Source organism: Streptomyces sp. WAC 04229, from assembly GCF_003947455.1.
In the GTDB taxonomy this organism is placed as follows: Bacteria; Actinomycetota; Actinomycetes; order Streptomycetales; family Streptomycetaceae; genus Streptomyces.
On record NZ_QHJH01000121.1, the window covers coordinates 1 to 20,887 of the forward strand.

The following is a 20,887-nucleotide window of genomic DNA, read 5'->3' on the forward strand; positions in this document are numbered from 1 at the left end:
CGTGAGTCTCGGGGACGGGTGGGAGAGCGACGAGGGCGGCGCCGGCAGTGGCCGGCGGCCGGAGGACGGTGCGGCGAAGGGCGTGGTCGCGGCGTTCGGTCAGACCTTGAAGACGCTGCGACTGCGGGAAGGGCTGGACCGGGCGGAGTTCGGCAACCGGATCGGGTATTCGGCGGCGACCGTCGCGTCGTTCGAGCAGGGGCGGAGGATTCCGTCGCCGAGGACGATCGAGCGGGCGGACGAGGTGTTGGCGGCGGGTGGGTTGCTGTGCCTGTGGAAGGAGGAGGTGGAGCGGGCTCAGTATCCGGTGTTCTTTCAGGGGATGGCGGCGCTGGAGAAGGACTGCCTTGAGCTGCTCATGTACGACACTCACGTCGTCAACGGGCTGCTTCAGACCGAGGAGTACATGAGGGCCCTGCTCGCCATGCGGCGTCCGGCCCTGAAGCGGGAAACGATCGAGCAGCGGGTAACCGCACGGCTGGCCCGCCAGGACATCTTCACCCGGCAGTCCGCGCCGCTGCTGGGATTCGTGATGGACGAGGCCGTCCTACGGCACCGCTACGGCGGCACGGCGGTGCTGCGAGGGCAGCTGGAGCACCTGCTGCTCGTCGGCCAGGATCAGAACGTCGAGATCCAGATCATGCCACTCGACTGTGAGGACAATGCTGGTGTGAACGGACCCTTCACTGTGGTCACGCGCAGGGACGGCAAGAAGTTCGTTTACGCCGAAACCCACGCAACCAGCACCCTTGAGACCGACCCGGAACAGACAAGTCTCGCTGCGGCTCGCTATGGGATTATCCGGTCACAGGCTCTCGCCTCACGGGAGTCAATGAGGTTCATGGAAGGGTTGTTGGCATCGCTATGAACAACGCTGAGTACCCGACCACCGCGCATGGCTCCACCTGGTTCAAGAGCAGCTACAGCGGAACCGAGGGTGGTCAGTGTGTGGAGGTGGCGACCAGTACGGCAGGTGTGCGTGTCCGGGACTCCAAAGCCGCCACCGGGCCCGTCGTCACGGTGTCGCCTGAGGCGTGGGTCGGGTTCGTGGGCTTGGCCTCGGCAGATCAGAACGTCTGACTCACATAGGGCTGCGAGAGCCCTGCTGCCCTTAGTCGGGCGGCAGGACTCTTACTTGCGCGAGGTGCCAGATCAACCCATCCGGCGCCTGAACTCTGCATGCGCGGCGCGCATCTCGGCCTTTCGGTCTGCGCGGTAGAGGGGGCCTGTGTAGCCGTCCGGGACCGCGTACTCCTCCGGGAAACCCTCCGGCCTGCTCAGCTGCTTCCATGCCTCCTTGGGCTGCCCGTACCCGTACTGCTGGTGCGCCTTGGCGATCCGACGGCCCGTGGCGTCGAACCACATGTTTTCCTCGTACTGCTGGAGTACGGGGAACCTGGCGTCGTACATGGCCACCAGCTCGTCGGCGCTGATGCCGAGCCAAACGGCAACGAGGGCGTCGATCTCGACGAGCGCCGCACGGCGGGTGAACTCTGGGCGGAGGGGGGTGTCGCAAGTCCAGGTACCGGTCACGCCCTCGGCGAGCGGAGGCGTGCCGTCGGGCCAGGCTGCCGAGGCGGCCCAGGTGTCCCTCTGCCAGGCCGGGTCGTACAGCTCCTCCCAGAGGGGAGCGTAGGCGTTGGTCTGGCAGTTGAGGCGGAGGGTGCGGAGGAGAAGTGGCAACTCCAAGGGATGGTCTGTCGTCGGCGCGGGCATGACCTTGACGTCGGACACATCTAGATGCCCACGACCTGAGCTTCGTAGGAAGTAGTCGAGGACGATCGAAGCAAGGAAGCCAGCCGTGAGTGCAGTAGCTCGCGTAGTTGGGAATGCAGCGCTTCGCACTGCATTGATGTGGTTAGGTCCTGGCGGGACAAGTGCAGCGAACAAGCTCCGTTCCGTGTTGAACGCGATCATTTCACGCCACGCGACTCGGTAGAACTCCGAGCACGGCCGCATACTGGCTTCTCGCAGCAGCCCATATGCGGCCTTATCGAGGTCGCCTCTGTCCAACTCCGCGTTGGTGGATTTAACGTCCGCCTCTGCTGCTGCAACCGCCGTCGGGTCGCTCTCCAATTGCGCGAGGCGGTCGTGGTCCACCCACTTATCCTGCGCCTTCAGGAACCTTGAGCTTCCCCCAGCAGGGCGATAGTTCGTGCGTGGTACTGCGTCCACTGCCAAGTTCAGGTGGTCCCAAGATTCGTAGTCGCGCATACTCTTTGAGCCGCCTTGAGGTGGCTGCTTGTGGTACGGAGTAGCGATGTTGATCAGCGGGCCCTGGAGAATGATGTCCTGCCAACCACTCACAGGGCCGGGCGTCCATGTGAAATAGCCACCGGTACGGCCCAACTTTTCGTTGAATCCACCACTGATCCGAGGACTCATGGCGCCTAGCCGGTGGGGCCACTTCGCAAGCGCTCGGACGGCCGACTCCTCCGCCCGTGTCACGGGGTATAGAAGCTTGGCCTGCTCAACAGGCGGCGGATTCTCCTCACCAGCCAGTGCACGCCACTCACGCAGCCGTTCTTCGTTGACCATGACAATTCTGTCTCGGTGGGGGCGCAGGTCCCACTTACCGCCGACTTTCACACCCGGGAGCGGACCCTCACCATCATGACGCACGGACTTGACCAGCACACTGGGGTGGAGGAGCCAGCTCATGTGCTGGAAGTTGATGTCCTGGTCCCTGCCGTAAACATTGACGCTGAAGTGGCTGCTGTTCCCCACAGGATTGGCGAAGATGAGCAGCTCGTTGGTGAAGTCCGCATGGAAGCGCAGATGCCGATAGGCAGCCCCCCGCAGCACAGCCTCCTTCGTCCCCGTCAGATGCGTCGACGGATGAATGAGCCCTGCGATCCCACGTTCCCCCGTAGCCCTCCACCCCAGCAACATGAACGCCCGATACATATCCGGCCGCGTCCCCACCAGGTCCGGATACGTGTCCACCGACGACAGGAACTCCGAAACCCCCGCCACGGTCTCCAGCTCGCCCAGGTAGAACGACCGATGGGCGGGCTTGCTCAGCACCTCGGCCACGTTCTCGTCCCAGTGGGCCTCCGCTTCCTTCCCGCCCAGCACGAACCACGGCTCAAGCTCCGCCAGAACCCCGTTCTCGTCCCACTCCTGCCGGACCCACGGCGGATTCCCCACCATCAGATCAAAGCCACCCTCGGCAAAAACGTGCGCGAAGTCCAGCTCCCAGTGGAAGAACCCCCGCTCCCCGGCAATCCGCTGCACCGTCTCGTACCAGGGGAACGTGTAGCCGAGGTCGGCCGGCTTGGACCACGCCGTGGCCTCGGTCATCTTCTGGTCGAGTTCGCGCTCCTTGGCGTCGAGTTCGTCCAAGCTCTTGACGCCCTCGAAGGACAGCAGCGAGGTCTGCCGCCCCTCCCCCGTGTCCACGTCCACCCGCCCGACGACGGCCTCGGCGAACTCGAGCCAGTCCTTGAGGGACTTCAGGGCGACCCTGCGCCTGGGGTCGCCCTTCTTCAACAGCGTGCGCTCCTCGCCGTCCGGCCGGTACTCGAAGTCGTCCGAGCCGTCGAGCAGCCCGATCTCCTCCAGCGGCCAGAACCACAGCGCGCACCATGCGTCCATAAGCTGCTTGAGCCGCCAGTAGGGCGTCCCCTTGCGGTGCAGGGCCTCCAGGACCGCGTCCCGGTCCATCGGCGCCGTACCACCCTCTGCGGTCTGCCCGTCCCCAGGGATCGCGGCGCCCCACACGTCGACGTGGCGGGAGATCTCCCGTTCGGACAGCGTCAGCCGCATGACGACGAGGTCCCACAGGTACTCCACCCGGCGGGCGAGCCTGATCAGCCGCCCGGTCTCGGTCGCCGCCCCGGGCTCCCGCTCCTCGTCCTCGGCCGACGGGACGGAGCCCCGAGCCGACGCACGCCCGCCGCCACCGGCAACCGCAGCGAGAGCCGTGCCCGCCGCACCGCCCGGCAGGCCCAGCGAAGGCTGCTCCCAGATCTCCAGCCCGAGGTCGAACGCCCCCTGCCCCAGACCGGCGTCGTCCGTCTCCGCCGCCACCTGCTGCGCCGTCGGTGCGGCCTTAGGCTTCGGCGACGTGCGCTTCGGTTCCCCCTTGGGATTGCGGCGCATTGCCGAGCGCCACTTGCGCATCGCCTCGACCAGGCCGGGCTCCAGCCAGTCGACGAGGTCGCCGTCCACCACGGCCTTGACGGTCTCCTCCGCCGTGCCCTTCTTCAGGGTGCGCAGGCCGACCTTCTCGCCGATCGAGCCCCAGCCCATCGCGGGCAGCAGGAACTGGTGGACCTCGCGGCCCTTGAGCCCCTCGGTGAGCGGTACGTGCCGGGGCTTCTGCGGAGCCTTGGTCGTCAGCCAGCCGCCGTCGCGCAGGCTGTTGCCGGGGTACACCTTGCGGGAGGCGCCGACGAGCGAGTTGCCGCGGTGGAGGTGGAGGCCGTACCAGGGGGCCTTCATGCCCCGGTACATGGTGTTCAGCCACAACGAGATCTCCGCCAGCTCGACGGCCGTCTCGTTCAGGTCGACGCCGTACGCGTTGTGCAGGGCGATGTACGCCTTCACCTTCTGAAGCTCGCGCTGATAGTCCTCCGGGTCGATCTCCACGCCCCGCTCGCGCTGGGCGAGTCGCAGGTACAGCTCGGCGAGCTGGTTGACGGCCTCGTTGAGGAACGCGCCGGAGCCGAGGGCCGGTTCGCACACGCGCCAGCGCAGCACGTCGGCGGCGTTGACCCAGGCCTTCTCGGGCTCCTTCGGGTCGACCGCGCCCTTCTCATGCAGGCGGAAGCGCAGGGTCTGCTCGACCGTGGCCTGGGTGAGCGACTCCGGCGTGTAATAGGAGGCGCTGGTCTGGCGGTCGCGGCCGGCGAGACGGTACACGTAGGTGCCGACCTTGCGCGGGACCGGCACCCGCTCGTTGGTCTGGGGGTTGATCTCCGTGGCGACGAAGACGCTGTCGTCCGGTCCGTCCGGGTAGCGGCCGGAGCGGACCTGGCTGGCCCGGATCAGCCAGGAACCGCCGCTCGGGTCACCGCCCTTGGCGACCTCGTACAGCGGTTCGTCGGCGATGAAGCCGGTGTAGGACATCAGGCCCTCGTACACCGCGCCGAGGTGGTTGATGCTGAGGTTGGCGTACGAGATGAAGCCGCCGCGTCCGCCGCGCCCGCGGCCCTCCACGACGGTCAGGTTGCGCAGCACCTGGTGCAGGACCTTGTTGCGCAGGCGCAGGTCCAGGCGGCGGGCCCCTTCGCGGACCGTGCCGTCGGGGGCGGTGTCGTCCGGGTGGGTGATCTCCTGGTCGACGAGCCTTATCGACGTCGGGTCGAAGAGGCGGGACTTGAGGGCCTCGATGCGTACACCCTCGTAGCCGTCGTCGTCGGGCAGGTCGGGTGTCTCCGCGTCCGGGGCGGCCTCGCCCGCCCGCTCCTGCGCCTCCTCGCGTGAGGTGACCGTGTCAGCCACGGGGTGGCCCGTGAAGACCTTCTCGAAGAGAAGGGCCAGGGAGTCGTGGAAGTGGTAGCGGTCGCGGGAGGTGCTGGACAGCTTCTCCTGGACGGCCAGTTCGCGCAGGCGGGCCACGCTGTAGCCGTGGACGTACTCCTCGCTCTTCATCGGGAGGATGTCCAACTCGGGCCGGGCCTCGGCGTAGAGGAGGAAGAGAATGCGGTAGAGGTAGCGCAGCGACTCCTTGGTGAGCAGGGCCGGGAGCGCGCCGCGTTCCGCCAGTGGGCCCGGCAGCCACTCGGGGAGGTCCTCGTGATCGGCGCCCTGCTGCATCGCGCGTTGGAGAACCTCGTTGGCGATCAGCTGGACCGATGCCTTCAGGCCCTCGCGCAGGTCGCTGGTGACCCCCACGGAATGGTCGCGGGACTCGGCGACCAGGCGGGCGATGTCGTCGTCCGCGCCGTCCTGGGCGGGACGCAGGGACTGCGCGCCGAAGAGGGCGGCGATCACCTCCAGTTCGCCCGCGCTCGCGCCCTTGACGCCCTTGCGGGGCAACGCGACCTCGAGGCTGACCGCGAGGTGACGGCCCCGGGCGAAGCTCTCGCGGTCGGCCAGGACCAGGACCCCGCCGAACAGCAACAGGGCGTAACGGGGCGCGCCCTCGGAGGCGAGCAGCCAGGCGGCGAGGTCGGTGACCGTGGTGAGGGTCTTGCCGGAGGCGACCCGGACCGGTGCGGGCAGCCGGTTGGCCGGGCCGTCACCTCGGGTTTCGGCGAGGTCGGCGGCGAACCCGCCGGTCAGGACGGCGACACCGGGCTCGCTGTGGGCGACGGGCACCGCTACGGGACCGGCGGCGCCGTGGACGGTGAGGTGGCCGGGGCACGGCGCGAAGCCCAGGGCCTGAAGCACCCGCGTGTGCCAGGTGTGCAGGGCTGCGCGCCACTCCCCCTCCGGGCTGTCGCCTGCCGTGCCCGGCGCGGGCTGGAAGGCGGGCGGCTGTTCCTCGGTGCCGGTGTGGTCCTTCAGCGACTCGGTCGCCGCCTGCTGGGCGGCCACGGCGTCCGCGTCCGGCAGGACGTTGTACTTCTCGGCCTCGCCACCGACGCGGAGCCGCACATCGAGGTAGGGGCCGGTGAGGTCGCGCAGCCCTTGGCGGGGTGTGGGCCGTCCCTGGCGTTCCTCTGCCGCCCACTCCTTGAGGCGGCCCGCCTTCAGTTGCTTGGGCAGGATCTCGTCCAGAAAGAAGGACGGGAAGTACTCACCCTCGTTGATCAGAGCGTCGAACTTCACGCTTGCTGCTCCTGCCGGATCGCTTCGGTGACGTCATGCACGGGTTGCACGGGTGGAAGAGGCCGGACGGTCATGAGCTCGGCTCCAGGACGGCCAGGACCCGCACCATCGGGTCGCCGGTGGTGCGCAGCCGGCTCGCCGCCTTCTCCAGATTCTCGGCGGCCCGCTCGCGTGCGGTGTGTCCGCCACTGAAGCCGGGCAGCTTCTGCTCCAGCCAGTGGCCGACCTTCGACTCGTACTCCCGCAGCGGGCGGTCGATGTACTCCTCTGCCTCCGCGCGCGCCCGGTCCATCTCGCGGCGGGTGGCGGTGACGGCGGCCTCGACGTGTCGCTGGAGTGCTCCGGGGTCACCGGCGGCGAAGTGGTCCGGCATGGCCGGGCCCAGGCCGAGATCGGCGAGGAGGGGCCGGGTCAGTTCCCGTACCCGGGGCTCGGTCCCGTCCCGTCCCAGGCCGTCGACGGCGAGCCAGGCCACGACCGTCGGACGGCCGTCCTGGTTGGACCACACGCCCTGGGTGAGGAAGACGGGCTCCGGCACGCGGGTGCGGTCCACCTGGATCACGAGGGCCTGCTGACGGCCGAGCTGGACCAGGACCTTGTCGGTGATCCACTCCATGACCGGGTGCAGCTCGCCGACGTAGTGGGCGTCCGGCCACAGCGACCGCGAATCGGCGTCCTCCCTGGCCCGGCGCAGGGCGTCGGCGGCGTCCTCACGACTGAAGGTGAGCTTCATGCGCTGAGTTATGCCGTGGTCGCGCAGGTAGGTGGCCGGCAGGACGTCCAGGCGGTCGGCGAGGTCTTCCGGGGTGTCGAAGCTGAGGTCGTTGCCCTGCACCGTCGTGTCCAGGCGGAAGGCCTCCAGGTCGGCCAGCTCGTCCAGGCCGGTGAGGACGTAGTCGCGGCGGTCCGTGAACAGGCGCAGTTCCTCGACGACGCGGACGGGCGCGTGTTCGGCGGCGACGGACTCGGTCCGGGCCGCGGAACCGCCGCCCGGAGCGTCATCCGGGGCACCCCCGTCATCTGTGGCGCCCTCGGCGTCGAAGCCGAAGTCGAAGCCGAAGTCCGCCTCCGCGTCCTCGAACGGGTCGGTACCGGTGCCGAACTCGGCGTTCAGCTGCTGGGCCACGGACAGGTCGGCGGGCATCTCCCCGTCCTCCAGGGAGTCGAGGGAGTCCTGCGAAACGGTCTGCAGGTCGTCGACGGCCAGTTGCGGCGCCTCACCCCGGAAGAGGGCCTCCATGACGCGCCGCTCCTCCTTGTCGCCGTCGTTGTCCTTCGTCGCTGCCTCCACGGCGCCGAGGATCTCGTGGACCCGCTGCTCACGCGCGAGGACCTTCTCGGCGATGTCCGTGTCGTCGAGCGCACCCTCGACCGCCGTCTCAAGGATCATCGCGCGGAACTCCGGTGGCCTGGTCTGCCCGTACCGGTCGATGCGGCCGTTGCGCTGCTCGACCCGGATCAGGCTCCAGGGGAGGTCCCAGTGGACGAGGTGGTGGCACTGACGGTGCAGGTTGACGCCCTCGGAAGCGCCGTCGCCGGTGAGCAGCAGCCGCACGTCGCTGCCCGCGCGGGCGAACTCGTCGACGTACTCCATCTGCACCCGGTCGGAGATCCCGGCGCCGCTGTACATGACCTTGACAGCGGCCTTGGCGTCGTCCTCCCTCGTCCAGCCGAGCAGCGGCGGAAGCACCTCGCCGAGCCAGTCGAGGGTTTCGCGGCGCTCGGAGAAGACGACGGCGCGCGTGGGACTGCCCGCCTTCACACCGATGCGGCGCAGCTCGTCCAGGAGTCCGGCAAGCTTGGACGCGGCGGAGGGGTCGCCGCTCGGCGTGCCCGCGCGCTCGATGGCGCGGGCCAGCTCCAGCAGGCGCAGGAGGGAGGCTGCCTCGGGGGTGCTCGCGACGACGCCGGAGAGCGGTTCGTCGGTGATCCGGTGCCGTTCGGGCAGCGCGTGGCCGGTCCTGGTGAGTCGTTGGCGGGCCGTGACGAACAGGGCGCGGTGCGAGGACAGGAAGGACTTGAGCAGGACGTACGGGAAGAGCCGGTCCTCCGCGGCGGCCTGCTGCCCGGGCTGTTTCAGCCAGTGTTCGGCGAGCTCCCGGAAGACCTCCTCCTCCAGCGCGTTCGCCCGGCACCGCACGGGGTGGGAGCCGCCGCGCGGCGCCCAGTGGCCCTGGAGCTGCTCCGCCACCTCGGCGCTGACCTTGGTGCGGCGCAGCATGAGGTGCTGCAGCTCCTCGGCCTTCGGACGGCTCGGGTCCTTGACGGCCATGGGGTCGAGGAGGCGGATCAGGCTGGTGAAGGCGGGCATCTCGCCGTTGTGCGGGGTGGCGCTCGCCAGGACGAGCGCGTCGGTGCGTTCGGCGAGAAGATCGGCGAGGGCCCGGCGGTCGCTGCCCTGGTTGATGAGGTTGTGGCTCTCGTCGATGACGACCGCGTCCCAGTGGATGTGCTCCAGCCACGGGCGGTAGCGTCGAGGGTTCTTGAGCGTGTCCATGGAGATGATCACACGCTTGTAGTAGGTGAACGGGTTGCGACCGGCGGGAATCTTCCGCTCGATGCGGGCGATGCCCGCGCTGTCCAGCCGGACCAGCGGCAGCGAGAACCGCGTCCACATCTCGTGCTGGAACTGCTCCAGGACGGGCGCCGGGGTGACGACGAGGATGCGTTCGCCCCGGCCGCGGCGGATCAGCTCGCCGAGCAGTACACCGATCTCCAGGGTCTTGCCGAGGCCGACCACGTCACCGATGAGCAGCCGGGGGCGCAGGGGATTGGCCAGCGCCTTCTCGGCGGGTCTGAGCTGGTAGTCCATGCGGTCCAGCAGGAAACCGTCGGTCAACGCCAGGCGCCGCTCCCGCTGCGGCAACGGGGTCTTGCGCAGTACGGCCTCCAGGAAGAGACGGCTGCGGCGGAAGTGCGGGGAGTCGTCGGGGATGAGCCGGGTGTGCTCGGGGCGCAGGACGCGGGGCCGGTCCATGGTCGGGGCGAGGAAGCGGGCCTCCTGGCCCCGTACGAGGTCGGAGGCGCCGACGGCCTCGATCAGGTACTCGCCGGGGCGCACCTGTTTGCTGTTGCGGACCATCCACTCCTCGTCCCGCACCTCGATCACCGTGCCGGCGGGCGGAGGGCCGTCGGGTGCAGGCATGGAGTGGTCCTTTCGGGTCGTTCGAGGCGTGGTCGAGGGTAGCGCCGGGGCGGCGGGGAGTGGCAGGACGGTCCACCGCGGGCCGCCTGACAGGGCCGACCGCGTTCGTGTGACGGCTCTGCGTACGCCTGTACGGCCCGGCCGACCGCTGGTTACAGGTCCCTGCGGTGTGCGTACCGCTCACGGAGGTCGGCGGCGACGTGCTGCGCGGCCCGGGGAGGCGTCCGCGGGGTGCCGTGGGCTGTGACGACGGCCTTCGCCGCATCGTCATGGGGGCTGGGCGGCGGAAGCGGATAGCTCGTGGGCACCGGTCGCGGGACGTCGGCGGGCTCGGCCGGCGAAGCCGGGGTCGCCGGCGGGTCCGGTTCGGGGTCGGCGAGCGTGGGCGTGTAGCCGCCGGGTGCGCCCGGACCGTCCGAGTCGATGGCGGCCCACTCGATCTCGTCGGTGTCGATGCCGTAGAAACCGAGGTCGTCCTCCGCCCAGGGCGCGTCCGGTGCGTCTCCCCTGTTGACGGCCCGCTGGGCCAGTTCCTGAACGGCGGGGTCCGGATCGTCGGCGAGGGCCTGCGGGGGCAGTTCGGGGGTCAGACCCGCCGCGGCGACATGGTCGCGCAGCTGCGCCGCAGCGGCTTCCGGCGTCAGCCCGGCATCGGCCAGCAACGTGTACAGGCTCTCCTGCACACCGTCGAGGTCCGGCCGCTGGGAAGGGCTGGCGACGAGTATCTGGGCCAGCAGCGGAAGGAAGGAGTGGGCGACGCCGTCCCACTTCGGTGGTGACATCAGCGGCATGACGGGATACGGGGGCCGTCCCGTCAACGCGAAGAACAGAGTGGCGCCCAAGGCGTACACATCCGCCGGTTCCTCGACGTGCTTGGTGTCCCTCAGCTGTTCCACGGGCATGTAGGGCGCCGTCCCCATCTGGTCCCCGGTCTTCGTCAGCGCCTGGCTGGACTGCCGTTCGGACAGGACGGCCAGTCCGAAGTCCAGCACCACCGGCCCGTCCGGACCGAGCACGACATTGCTGGGCTTGAGGTCGCGGTGCAGCAACTTCGTACCGTGGATGGCCCGCAGGGCGTCCACGAGGGCGAGGCCGAGTGCCGCGTACGGCCCCGCGGCCAAGGAACCAGATTCCTTCACCAGCGTGTGCAGCGAGGGACCCGCGATGTAGTCCATGGCGAACCACGGTTCGACGGCCTCCGGATCAGCGGCGCGCAAGGCCGGTACCCGGTCACTGACGACGACCCGGACGGCGTCGATCTCGCGTGCGAACCGCTCGCGTGCCTGCGGATGGTCCAGCAGACTCGGCTGGATCATCTTGACGACGACGAGCTGCGCCGAGGCGCTCTCCTCCTCTGCGCCGGAGTCGACCAGACGGTAACCCGCGGCCATCTCGTCCGGCAGGTTGTCCAACGGAATCCTGCGAGCCAGATAGGCGACGCCCATACCGCCCGCGCCGAGCCTGGCGAGCAGTTCGAACGGGCCCACCACACGCGGGTCGGCATCGGTGTCCAGCGGCTTCATCGGCGCTCTCGTACCCCCACGCTCCGGTCACGGCCTTCCCCTTGGCCACGTTGACGCAGGTCAGTCTACGGGCTGTGGCGAAGCACACACAGATGGCTGAAAAGCACCCCCAGATGGAACTAAAGTCCTGTGGCCCGGGTGGCCGTAGGCGCCGTGTCCTAGAGTCGGCACGGCACTTGATCACGTCGCGGTGCGCCTGTGCTCGGTGTCCGTGCCGGGCACTCGCCGCTGTGTTCACGGGGAGGGACGGCATGCGGGCCTGGGGCGTGCGTGCGGGAGAGAACGGGGAACGGGAGCGAGCCGCCCTCCGGGAGGGCCTCCTCGGCACGGGATGGGACCGCCTCTCGATGGAGGACCTCGTCGGTACGGCCACCCGGGCCGACATCCGGGCCGCGGTCGCCGCCGCCTACCCCGACGAGGGTCCCTACACGATCGGCAACTGGACCGGCCAGCTGTACCGCTTCGTGCACGAGATCCAGCCCGGGGATCTCGTGGTGCTGCCGCTGAAGTCTTTGCGCGTCGCCATCGGGCAGGTGGTGGGCGCCTACGAGTACCGCGCGCAGGCACCGGAAGGACTGCGGCACGTACGGCGGGTGAACTGGATGGTCACGGACTTGGACCGGCGCGAGATCCAGTCCGACCTGCTGGACAGCCTGGGCTCCTTGCTGACCGTCTTCGAAATCAGCAGGTTCGGCGCGGCGGAGCGTGTGGCGGTGCTCGCCGAGGGCAAGCCCGACCCCGGGCGGCCCGACGCCGACGAGTTCGCCGCGACGCTGACCGAGCCCGCCAAGCTGTACGAGGAGGTACGCAGGCGCGGCGACGAGAACCCTCTCACCCTCTCCATCCGCGACTTCCTCGCCGTATGGGGGGTTCAGCGGCGCTACCCGGCGACCACCGCGCAGATCAACAGCGATCTCGAGGCGCGCGGCCTGGTGACTGTTCCGCCCTTCACGGAGGGGACGCTCGACAGCCGGGTCGCCGTGCTGGCGGGGGGTGCCGAGCCCGACCAATCGGGCACGAGCGCGGTGACCAGGCTGTCCGGCGGCAGCAGTCTCTCGGGGCAGCTCCGGGTAGGCGCGGAGGGCGCCGTCGGGGAAGCCGTCTCGTACATCAACTCCCGTCTCTCGACGGCGCTCGCCGGCCACTTCCCGGACGAGGGGGCGGAAACCGAAGCCGTCGCCTACCTGGTGAGCAACCTCGACTCCGCGAACCGCATGCCCGACTTCGTGCGAGTCGGCGAGGATGTCGAGACCGCCCAGACGCTCATGGTCCTACGGGGCTACAGCCAACTTCCCGTGCTGGACGCGGACGGTCGGTTGCGGGGCGTGGTGAGCTGGGAGTCGATCGGACGCGCCCGCATGGCGAATCCGGCGGCCGGTCTGTCGGCCGCGACGGTCCGGGGGCAGGAAGCGGACGGCTCGGACGACCTTCTGGACTGGATTGGGGCCATCCAGCAGTACGGATACGTCGTCGTACGCGATCACGACCACAAGGTCTGCGGTCTGATCACGGCGTCCGACCTCACCGTGCAGTTCGGTACTCGGGTGCGGCCCTTCGTTCTGGTCGAGGAGATCGAGCAGCGGCTGCGCCGCGTGGTGGACCGGTGCATCCCGCTCGACCGCATCAGAGCCGTCATTCAGAACCCGAAGCGAGCTGCCAGGGTGCACTCCGCCGCCGACCTGACGTTCGGGGCCTACAAACACCTCTTGAAGGTCCCGGAGAACTGGGCCGCTCTGGGATGGGGCATCAACCAGGCCCACTTCCTGACGGCTCTGGAGACGTGCCGCAACTTCCGCAACGACCTCATGCACTTCAGCCCGGACCCGGTGACCGACGACCAGTTGGTGCCGGCGCAGGGCCTGCTGGAGCTGTTGCGTTCGGTCGACCCGCAGGTCTGACGACCGTCTCGCTGCAGGCCGTGGGCGGCAGACGAGTCGGGCTGTACGCCGGGTTCTGTTCCGGAGGGTCCTCGCGGGCCCTCCGGCGACGGCCATCCATCTAGGGCCGGTGTTGCCACCGGCCTCCAGCGGTCTACCCGCGGACTCGGGCGGGCAGCCCTCGAACGTCCGCGCAGAGCGCTTTTCACGGCGCCCCTCTTGACCTTGCTCCGGGTGGGGTTTACCTAGCTGCCCAGGTCGCCCTGGGCACTGGTGGTCTCTTACACCACCGTTTCACCCTTACCGGGGGCCGAAGCCTCCGGCGGTCTGCTTTCTGTGGCACTGTCCCGCGGGTCACCCCGGGTGGCCGTTAGCCATCACCCTGCCCTGTGGAGCCCGGACGTTCCTCGGGAAGTCCCGTGAGGGACTCCACGCGGCCGCCCGCCCGGCTCGTCTGCCGTGTCGACCATGGTACCGGGCGGGTGGGGCGGCGCGACCCCCGGCCGCTCGCGCGGCTCGCTTGACCCTGTCGCAACGTCAACGTTTCTACTGAGGTCATGCGGATCGGAGAACTCGCCGACGCCGTCGGCGTCACCACGCGGACCGTGCGGCACTACCACCACCAGGGGCTGCTGCCCGAGCCGGAACGGCTGGCCAACGGGTACCGGTCGTACACGCTGCGGCACGTCGTCGTGCTGGCCCGGATCCGGCGGCTGGCCGAGCTGGGGCTCGGGCTCGCCGAGGTGCGGGACGTGCTCGCGGACGAGGCCGGGAAGGAGCTGGCCGAGGTGCTGGAGGAACTGGACGCCGACCTGGCGCGGCAGGAGGCGGCGATCCGGGAGCGCCGGACGCGGCTGCGGGCCCTGCTGGCGTCGGAGGGCGGGCTGCCGCCCGAGGGGCCGGTCTCGCCGGAGCTGGCCGAGCTGTTCGCGGGGATGGGGGACGTCTCCGGTTCCCCCATGGCCGTACGGGACCGCGAGATGCTGGCGACGCTGGAGAGCACGGTGCCCCCGGAGGAGCGGGCCGGGCTGGTGGCCTCGCTGCGCGGCGCGCTGGGGTCGCCGGATGCGGTGGCGCGGGCCCACCGGGCGTACGCGCTGCTCGACGAGCTGGTGGACGTCGGCTCCGACGATCCGAGGGTGGCGGAGGCGGCCGGGGTGCTCGCCGAGGCCATGCCGGCGGACCTGGTGCCCGAGGAGGGCGTCGACCTCGACTTCGACCACACCATCCTGCGTGCCCTGTACGCGGACTTCGCGCCGGGGCAGGCGGAGGCGATCCGGCAGGCCATGGAGATCGTGTCGAGGGGGCGGCGGTCGTGACGGGCTCCTCTCTCGCCTCCGTGCCGTACCTGCTGGTCCGGCACGAGTTGCGGCTGCTGGCGAGCCTGTGGCTGTGGATGACCCGGCGGACCCACGGGACGGCGGACGGCTCGGCCGCCTTCGGGTACGCGCGGGGGCAGGGCGCGATGATGTTCGGCTTCGCTTTCGTCTGCGTGGTCGAGTCCGTGGGCATGTCCGTGCTGCTGCGCGACTGGCCCACCGTGCACCACGTGGTGCTGTTCCTGGACGTGTACACCGTCCTCTTCGTCATCGGGCTGCACGCCGCGTCGGTGGTCCGCCCGCACGTCCTCGACCCGGGCGGCGGCACGCTGCGGATCCGGCGGGCGGTGCACGTCGACGTGCGGATACCGCTGGAGCGGATCGCCTCGGCCCGCCGCGAACTGCGCGCGACGCACGAGCCGAGGGACGGCGAGCTGAACCTCGTAGTGGGCGCGCAGACGTCGGTCACCGTCGAACTCGCCGAGCCCGTCACCCACGTCACCTTCTTCGGGCGACGGCACGAGGTCCACGTGGTGCGCTGCCACGCCGACGACGCCAGCGGCCTGGTACGGGCCGTCAACCGGGCGCGTGAGGGGCACGCCGTACCCTGACCGGGAGCTTGGATCGAAGGAGTGCCTGTGCTTGTCCTGCTGCCGCCGTCCGAGGGGAAGGCCGCGTCCGGCCGGGGCGCCCCGCTGAAGACCGACGCGTTGTCGCTGCCGGGGCTGGCCCCGGCCCGCGAGAGAGTCCTCGGCGAACTCGTCGACCTGTGCACCGGGGACGAGGAGAAGGCGCGCGAGGTGCTGGGGCTGAGCGAGGGGCTGCGCGGCGAGGTCGCCAAGAACACGGAGCTGCGGACGGCGGGGGCCCGGCCGGCAGGGCAGATCTACACCGGTGTGCTGTACGACGCGCTGGACCTGGCCTCGCTCGACGCGGCGGCCAAGCGGCGGGCGGCCCGTTCGCTGCTGGTGTTCTCCGGGTTGTGGGGTGCCGTGCGGGTGACCGACCGGATCCCCTCCTACCGGTGCTCGATGGGCGTCAACCTGCCGGGGCTCGGCGCGCTGGGCGCGTACTGGCGGGCACCGATGGCCGAGGTGCTGCCCGAGGCGGCCGGGGAGCGGCTGGTCCTGGACCTGCGCTCGTCGGCGTACGCGGCGGCCTGGAAGCCGAAGGGCGAGGTCGCCGGGCGGACGGCGACGGTACGGGTGCTGCACGCGCCGACCCGGAAGGTGGTCAGCCACTTCAACAAGGCGACCAAGGGGCGGATCGTCCGGTCCCTGCTGACCTCCGGGATCGCGCCGGGCGGTCCGGCGGAGCTGGTGGAGGCGCTGCGCGACCTGGGCTACGAGGTGGAGGCCGAGGCGCCCGCGAAGGCGGGGCGGCCGTGGTCCCTGGACGTGCTGGTGGACGAGATCCACTGACGTTCCGGCAGGACGGTTTCCACTGTCGTTGCGTATACCGCAACGCACGTTGCGCGGAGTGCGTTGCGACGGCACGATGAGGTCATGAGTTCTCCGCTGCCCTCCTCCCCCGCCACCTCGGTGCTGGACCTCGCCCCCGTCGTGCCCGTCGTGGTCGTCGACGACCTCGCCGACGCCGTACCGCTCGCCCGCGCGCTCGTCGCCGGCGGGCTGCCCGCGATCGAGGTGACGCTGCGGACGCCGGCGGCGGTGGACGCGATCCGCGCCATCGCGGACGAGGTGCCGGGCGCCGTGGTCGGCGCGGGCACCGTCATCACTCCGGACCAGGTCGGCGAGGTCGTCGCGGCGGGGGCGCGGTTCCTGGTCAGCCCCGGGTGGACGGACGCCCTGCTGGACGCGATGCGGGCGTCCGGGGTGCCCTTCCTGCCGGGGGTGTCGACCACCTCGGAGGTGGTGGCGCTGCTGGAGCGCGGGGTGCGGGAGATGAAGTTCTTCCCGGCCGAGGCCGCGGGCGGCACCGCCTACCTGAAGGCGCTCGCCGCGCCCCTGCCGCAGGCCCGTTTCTGCCCGACCGGCGGCATCGGCCCCGGCTCCGCCCCGGAGTACCTGGCGCTGCCCAACGTCGGCTGCGTCGGCGGCAGCTGGATGCTGCCGAAGGACGCCGTGGCCGACCGCGACTGGGACCGCGTGGAGGCGCTGGCCCGTGCGGCGGCGGCGCTCAGCGCAGGTGGGACGTCTCGTTGAACAGGCGGACGCTCGCGCCCCCGTCGGCGTAGTACGCGACCGCCGACAGCGAGGCCGCGGACAGCTCCATCCGGAACAGCGACTCCGGCGGGGCGCCGAGGGCCAGCCGCAGGAACGTCTTGATCGGCGTCACGTGCGAGACCAGCAGCACGGTGCGGCCCGCGTACGCCGCGACCAGCCTGTCGCGGGTGGCGGCGACGCGCTCGCCGGTCGCCGCGAAGCTCTCGCCGCCGCCGGTCGGCCGGGCGTCCGGGGAGGACAGCCAGGCGTCCAGGTCGGCGGGGTACCGCTCGCGCACCTCGCCGAAGGTGAGACCTTCCCAGGCGCCGAAGTCGGTCTCCCGCAGGCCCTCCTCGATGGTCACCTCCAGGCCGAGGCGGGCGGCCACGATGCCGGCGGTCTCGCGGGTGCGGGCCAGGGGTGAGGCGACGACCGCCTGGACCGTGCCGCGCCGGGCCAGGCTCTCGGCCACCCTCTCGGCCTGCTCCCGGCCGACGGACGACAGGGACGGATCGCTGCCACCGCTGCCGGAGAACCGCTTCTGCGGAGTCAGGGGCGTCTCGCCGTGCCGCAGCAGTACGAAGGTGGCGGGGGCGCCCATGTCGGGGGGTCCCCAGCCGGGGGACGCGACGGTCCTGGCGGCGCGCACGTCGGCGGCTGCACCCGTATCGGTGTCGGTGCCGATTTCGGTGTCGGCTCCGGCACCGGTTTCGGTGTCGGCCTCGCCACCGGTGCGAGCGGCCCGGGCGACCCGCTCACCGACGGCGGCACCGGCCGTACGGGCGGCCCCCGCCCGGCGTCCGGTGGCGCCCCCCGCGTCCAGTTCCGCCGTCGACCCGGCCGGTGACCACCGCTCACCGCGCGCGCCCGCGTCCATCGCCTCGTTGGCCAGGCGGTCGGCGTGCTTGTTGTCCGCGCGGGGGATCCACTCGTACGTCACGCGGCCCGGCGGGAAGACCCGCGCCGCCTCGGCCGCCAGCGGCTTCATGTCGGGGTGCTTGATCTTCCAGCGGCCCGACATCTGCTCCACGACGAGCTTGGAGTCCATCCGCACGTGCACGCGCGCGTCGGGGTCCAGCTCCCTCGCCGCGCGCAGTCCGGCCAGCAGCCCCCGGTACTCGGCCACGTTGTTCGTGACGACCCCCAGGTACTCGGCGGCCTCCACGAGGGACTCCCCGGTCGCCGCGTCCAGCACCACCGCCCCGTAGCCCGCGGGCCCCGGGTTGCCCCGCGACCCGCCGTCGGCCTCGACGACGAACTCCCGCACCCGACCGGCCGCCAAAGCTTGAGCCGAAGCCGCCACCGAACCAGCCCCTACAGCCCGGAGTCGGCCGTGCGCACCAGGATGCGACGGCAGTTCTCGCAGCGTACGACGGTGTCGGGCGCCGTCGAGCGGATCTCGCTCAGCTCGGTGATCGCCAGCTCCTGGCGGCACCCCTGGCAGCTGCGCTGGTACAGCTTGGCCGCGCCGACGCCGCCCTGCTGCTCGCGCAGCTTGTCGTAGAGCTTCAGCAGGTCGTCGGGGACCGAGCCGGCGATGACCTCGCGCTCCTTGGTCACCGAGGCCGCCTCGCCGTCCAGTTCCTCGACGGCCGCGTCCCGGCGCGCGGTGGCGTCGTCGATCTTTCCCTGGACCGCGCCGACCCGCTCGGTCAGCTCGGCGACCCGCTCCTGCGCGGACTCGCGGCGCTCCATCACCTCCAGGACGACGTCCTCCAGGTCGCCCTGCCGCTTGGCGAGCGAGGCGATCTCACGCTGGAGGTTCTCCAGGTCCTTCGGGGAGGTGACGGCACCGGAGTCCAGGCGCTGCTGGTCGCGGGTGGCGCGCTGGCGCACCTGGTCCACGTCCTGCTCGGCCTTGGTCTGCTCGCGGGCGCAGTCGCTCTCCTCGGTCTGCGCGGCCACGAGCAGGTCGCGCAGCTGGGTGAGGTCCTTGGTCAGCGACTCGATCTCGGCGTGCTCGGGCAGCGACCGGCGCTTGTGCGCGAGCTGCTGGAGCCGGACGTCGAGGCCCTGCACGTCGAGGAGTCGGATCTGGTCGGCGGGCTCGGCTTTCAGTTGGGGGCTCCCATTGTGTCGGAGGTCGGGGCGGACGCCGCGTGGGCGGTCCAGGGGTCGGTGACCGTCTTCGAGACGTGGACCCTGAGGTCCCAGCCGTTGCGGTCGGAGATCTCGTCGAGCTGGGCCGCGCCCAGCTCGCACCAGGGCCACTCGGTGGCCCAGTGCGCCGCGTCGAGCAGCGCGAGGGGACTTTGGGCTCGGGCCTCGGACACGGGGTGGTGGCGGAGGTCCGCGGTGAGGAAGGCGTCGACACCGGCCGCCCGCACGTGGTCGAAGAGGCTGTCGCCGGAGCCGCCGCTGACGGCGACCGTGCGGACGGTCCCCTCCGGGTCACCGGCGACGCGCAGGCCCTGCGCGGTGGCGGGCAGCCGCTCGGCGGCGCGGGCGGCGAACTCGCGGACGGTCAGCGGATGCTCCAGCTCGCACACCCTGCCCAGGCCGCGGCGGCCCTCGGGGTCGGTCGGGTCCGGCACCAGGGGCCGTACGACGCGCAGGTCGAGCGCGCCGGCCAGCGCGTCGGAGACGCCCGGGTCGGCGGTGTCGGCGTTGGTGTGGGCGACGTGCAGGGCGATGTCGTTCTTGATGAGCGTGTGCACCACGCGGCCCTTGAAGGTGGAGGCGGCGACCGTCGTCGTCCCCCGCAGATAGAGCGGGTGGTGGGTGACGAGCAGGTCGGCGCCGAGCTTCACGGCCTCGTCGACGATCTCCTGGACGGGGTCGACGGCGAACAGGACCCGGGAGACGTCCTGGTCGGGCTCGCCCACGACGGTACCGACCGCGTCCCAGGACTCGGCCCGCTCGGCGGGCCACAGGTTCTCCAGCGCGGCGATGACTTCTGACAGACGGGGCACGCAGCCAAGGCTACCTGGAGGTTCTGTGCCCTTGTACCCGTCGCCGGTACCCCGCCGCGGCCCTCGCCGCCGCCCCGGTCCGGCACAGCACACACCCCTCCCTCTCCTCAGGTGAATCGTTCCTGTGACACACGTACGTGTGATGGGGACGGCGGCCGGTCCCCCGCCCGCGCGTGCGAAAACTAGCTTCGTCGCCGGAGGTGACCGAACGATGACGGCCTGTGCGATCGAGCCTGCGGCGGAGTCCGGGAACAGCGGGGCCCCGCGGGCGGGCTGCAGCATCACCGCGGAGGGCGCCTACGCCGCGCGTCTCGCCCGGCGCGGGGAGTCCTGGTACCCGGAGCGCTGGACCCTGGACGGCCCCGAGCCGTACGCGGTGCCGCTCCCCGGCAACCAGCCCGAGGAGCCCGGCACGGAGGTGCAGCCGATGGCCGACGGGCGGGTCCTGGTGCACCGCGTCGCGGCCGGACGGCACCTGTTCTCGCTGCTGTACCCGACCGGCCCGGGCACCGGTGAGCTGCCGCTCGGCGCCGTGGAGTGCCCGCCGGACACCGCCGGGCTGCGGCTGCTCCCGCCGGTGCCGGGCGGCGAGCGGGCGTACGCGCTCGCCGTCGGTCCGCGGGCGACGGTGCTGTGGCAGGTCGTGGGCGGCGCCTTCGGGCCGGAGCGGCTGGCCGAGATCCCCGGCCGCTGCTCGGGCGGTGTCTGGCTGGACCGCGCCGGCCGGATACTCGCCCTGGACCGGGAGACCGGCGGGCGCGTGAAGGCGGTCGCGGTGGACCTGGAGCGGGACGCAGAGGTGTCGCCGCTGCTGCAGATCGCTCCCGAGAGCGACGACCGCATACTGCTGGCCGACCCCGACAGCGGACTGGTGCTGATCCGTTCGGACGCGCCCTCGCCGGGGCGGGAGCGGCTCGGCTGGGGAGTGCTGGGCAGCACGCTGCCGGTGCGCTTCCCGGAGTGCCTGCGGCTGCCGGACTGCCTGGTGACGCCGGTCGCGATCCAGCCGGGGCAGACACTGACACCGGAGCGCTGCGCGGTGGCGCTGCGCGTGGACGGCCCGTTCGGCAGCTGGGTCGGGGTGTGGCGGCCGGCCGAGCGGCGGGTACGCCATCTTCCGGCGCCCGAGGGGTGGTTGACGGGGGCGGGGCTGTGGACGGCGGACGGGGAACTGCGGCTGCCGTACTCCACCCCGGAACTGCCGTGCGGGGTGGCACGGCTGGCAC

The 20,887-nt window shown here is 71.0% G+C and carries 14 protein-coding genes and 1 other RNA gene; 8 read left to right on the top strand and 7 right to left on the bottom strand.

The features are described from left to right. The first annotated feature begins 1 nt into the window (after position 1). Entirely contained in the window at positions 2-868 is an 867-nt protein-coding gene (locus DMH12_RS26370; RefSeq protein ID WP_185832544.1) for a helix-turn-helix transcriptional regulator, read from the top strand. Next, positions 865-1,080 (top strand): DUF397 domain-containing protein, encoded by a 216-nt coding sequence (locus tag DMH12_RS26375; protein WP_125493946.1) that lies wholly within the window; start codon positions 865-867, stop codon positions 1,078-1,080. Before DMH12_RS26370 ends, DMH12_RS26375 begins: the two co-directional genes overlap by 4 nt. Before the next feature lie 72 nt (positions 1,081-1,152). Here DMH12_RS26375 and DMH12_RS26380 read toward each other — a convergent pair whose 3' ends face one another. The 3 genes from DMH12_RS26380 to DMH12_RS26390 form a co-directional block, all read right to left on the bottom strand. Beyond that, complete coding sequence (locus DMH12_RS26380) at positions 1,153-6,720, bottom strand: Eco57I restriction-modification methylase domain-containing protein (RefSeq protein ID WP_125493947.1); 5,568 nt, start codon at positions 6,718-6,720, stop codon at positions 1,153-1,155. A 70-nt stretch (positions 6,721-6,790) separates the two neighbouring features. Continuing rightward, positions 6,791-9,865: a DEAD/DEAH box helicase gene (locus DMH12_RS26385; RefSeq protein ID WP_125493948.1), complete on the bottom strand. Its 3,075-nt coding sequence runs from the start codon at positions 9,863-9,865 to the stop codon at positions 6,791-6,793. A 152-nt stretch (positions 9,866-10,017) separates the two neighbouring features. Next, positions 10,018-11,388, bottom strand: coding sequence for a serine/threonine-protein kinase (locus DMH12_RS26390; protein WP_125493949.1), 1,371 nt, complete (start codon positions 11,386-11,388; stop codon positions 10,018-10,020). A gap of 251 nt (positions 11,389-11,639) precedes the next feature. Here DMH12_RS26390 and DMH12_RS26395 point away from each other — a divergent pair, with 251 nt between their 5' ends. Further along, entirely contained in the window at positions 11,640-13,286 is a 1,647-nt protein-coding gene (locus DMH12_RS26395; protein WP_125493950.1) for a CBS domain-containing protein, read from the top strand. 28 nt (positions 13,287-13,314) lie between these two features. Here DMH12_RS26395 and rnpB read toward each other — a convergent pair. Beyond that, positions 13,315-13,718: RNase P RNA component class A (gene rnpB / locus DMH12_RS26400), an RNA gene on the bottom strand. A gap of 104 nt (positions 13,719-13,822) precedes the next feature. On the opposite strand from rnpB, the gene DMH12_RS26405 reads away from it, so the two are divergent. From DMH12_RS26405 to eda, 4 genes are all read left to right on the top strand, one after another. Further along, a complete protein-coding gene (locus DMH12_RS26405; protein WP_125493951.1) occupies positions 13,823-14,584 on the top strand; it encodes a MerR family transcriptional regulator in 762 nt (253 codons plus the stop codon). After that, on the top strand, positions 14,581-15,195 hold the full coding sequence (locus DMH12_RS26410; RefSeq protein ID WP_125493952.1) for a hypothetical protein: 615 nt from the start codon (positions 14,581-14,583) through the stop codon (positions 15,193-15,195). Before DMH12_RS26405 ends, DMH12_RS26410 begins: the two co-directional genes overlap by 4 nt. A 27-nt stretch (positions 15,196-15,222) precedes the next feature. Continuing rightward, positions 15,223-16,005: a peroxide stress protein YaaA gene (gene yaaA / locus DMH12_RS26415; RefSeq protein WP_125493953.1), complete on the top strand. Its 783-nt coding sequence runs from the start codon at positions 15,223-15,225 to the stop codon at positions 16,003-16,005. Positions 16,006-16,089: 84 nt separating this feature from the next. Then, positions 16,090-16,749: a bifunctional 4-hydroxy-2-oxoglutarate aldolase/2-dehydro-3-deoxy-phosphogluconate aldolase gene (gene eda, locus DMH12_RS26420; RefSeq protein ID WP_125493954.1), complete on the top strand. Its 660-nt coding sequence runs from the start codon at positions 16,090-16,092 to the stop codon at positions 16,747-16,749. Here eda and DMH12_RS26425 read toward each other — a convergent pair. From DMH12_RS26425 to DMH12_RS26435, 3 genes are read right to left on the bottom strand one after another with little or no spacing between them, the layout of a single operon-like run. Then, positions 16,724-18,016 (bottom strand): bifunctional RNase H/acid phosphatase, encoded by a 1,293-nt coding sequence (locus tag DMH12_RS26425; RefSeq protein ID WP_125493958.1) that lies wholly within the window; start codon positions 18,014-18,016, stop codon positions 16,724-16,726. The genes eda and DMH12_RS26425 overlap by 26 nt on opposite strands. Before the next feature lie 47 nt (positions 18,017-18,063). Beyond that, entirely contained in the window at positions 18,064-18,807 is a 744-nt protein-coding gene (locus DMH12_RS26430) for a zinc ribbon domain-containing protein (protein ID WP_185832545.1), read from the bottom strand. Further along, positions 18,804-19,661, bottom strand: a complete 858-nt coding sequence (locus DMH12_RS26435; protein ID WP_125493955.1) for a Nif3-like dinuclear metal center hexameric protein — start codon at positions 19,659-19,661, stop codon at positions 18,804-18,806. Before DMH12_RS26435 ends, DMH12_RS26430 begins: the two co-directional genes overlap by 4 nt. Before the next feature lie 211 nt (positions 19,662-19,872). Between DMH12_RS26435 and DMH12_RS26440 the strand changes: the two genes are divergently transcribed. Then, positions 19,873-20,887, top strand: a 1,015-nt coding sequence (locus tag DMH12_RS26440) for a hypothetical protein (protein WP_125493956.1), incomplete at its 3' end; no start/stop codon positions are given.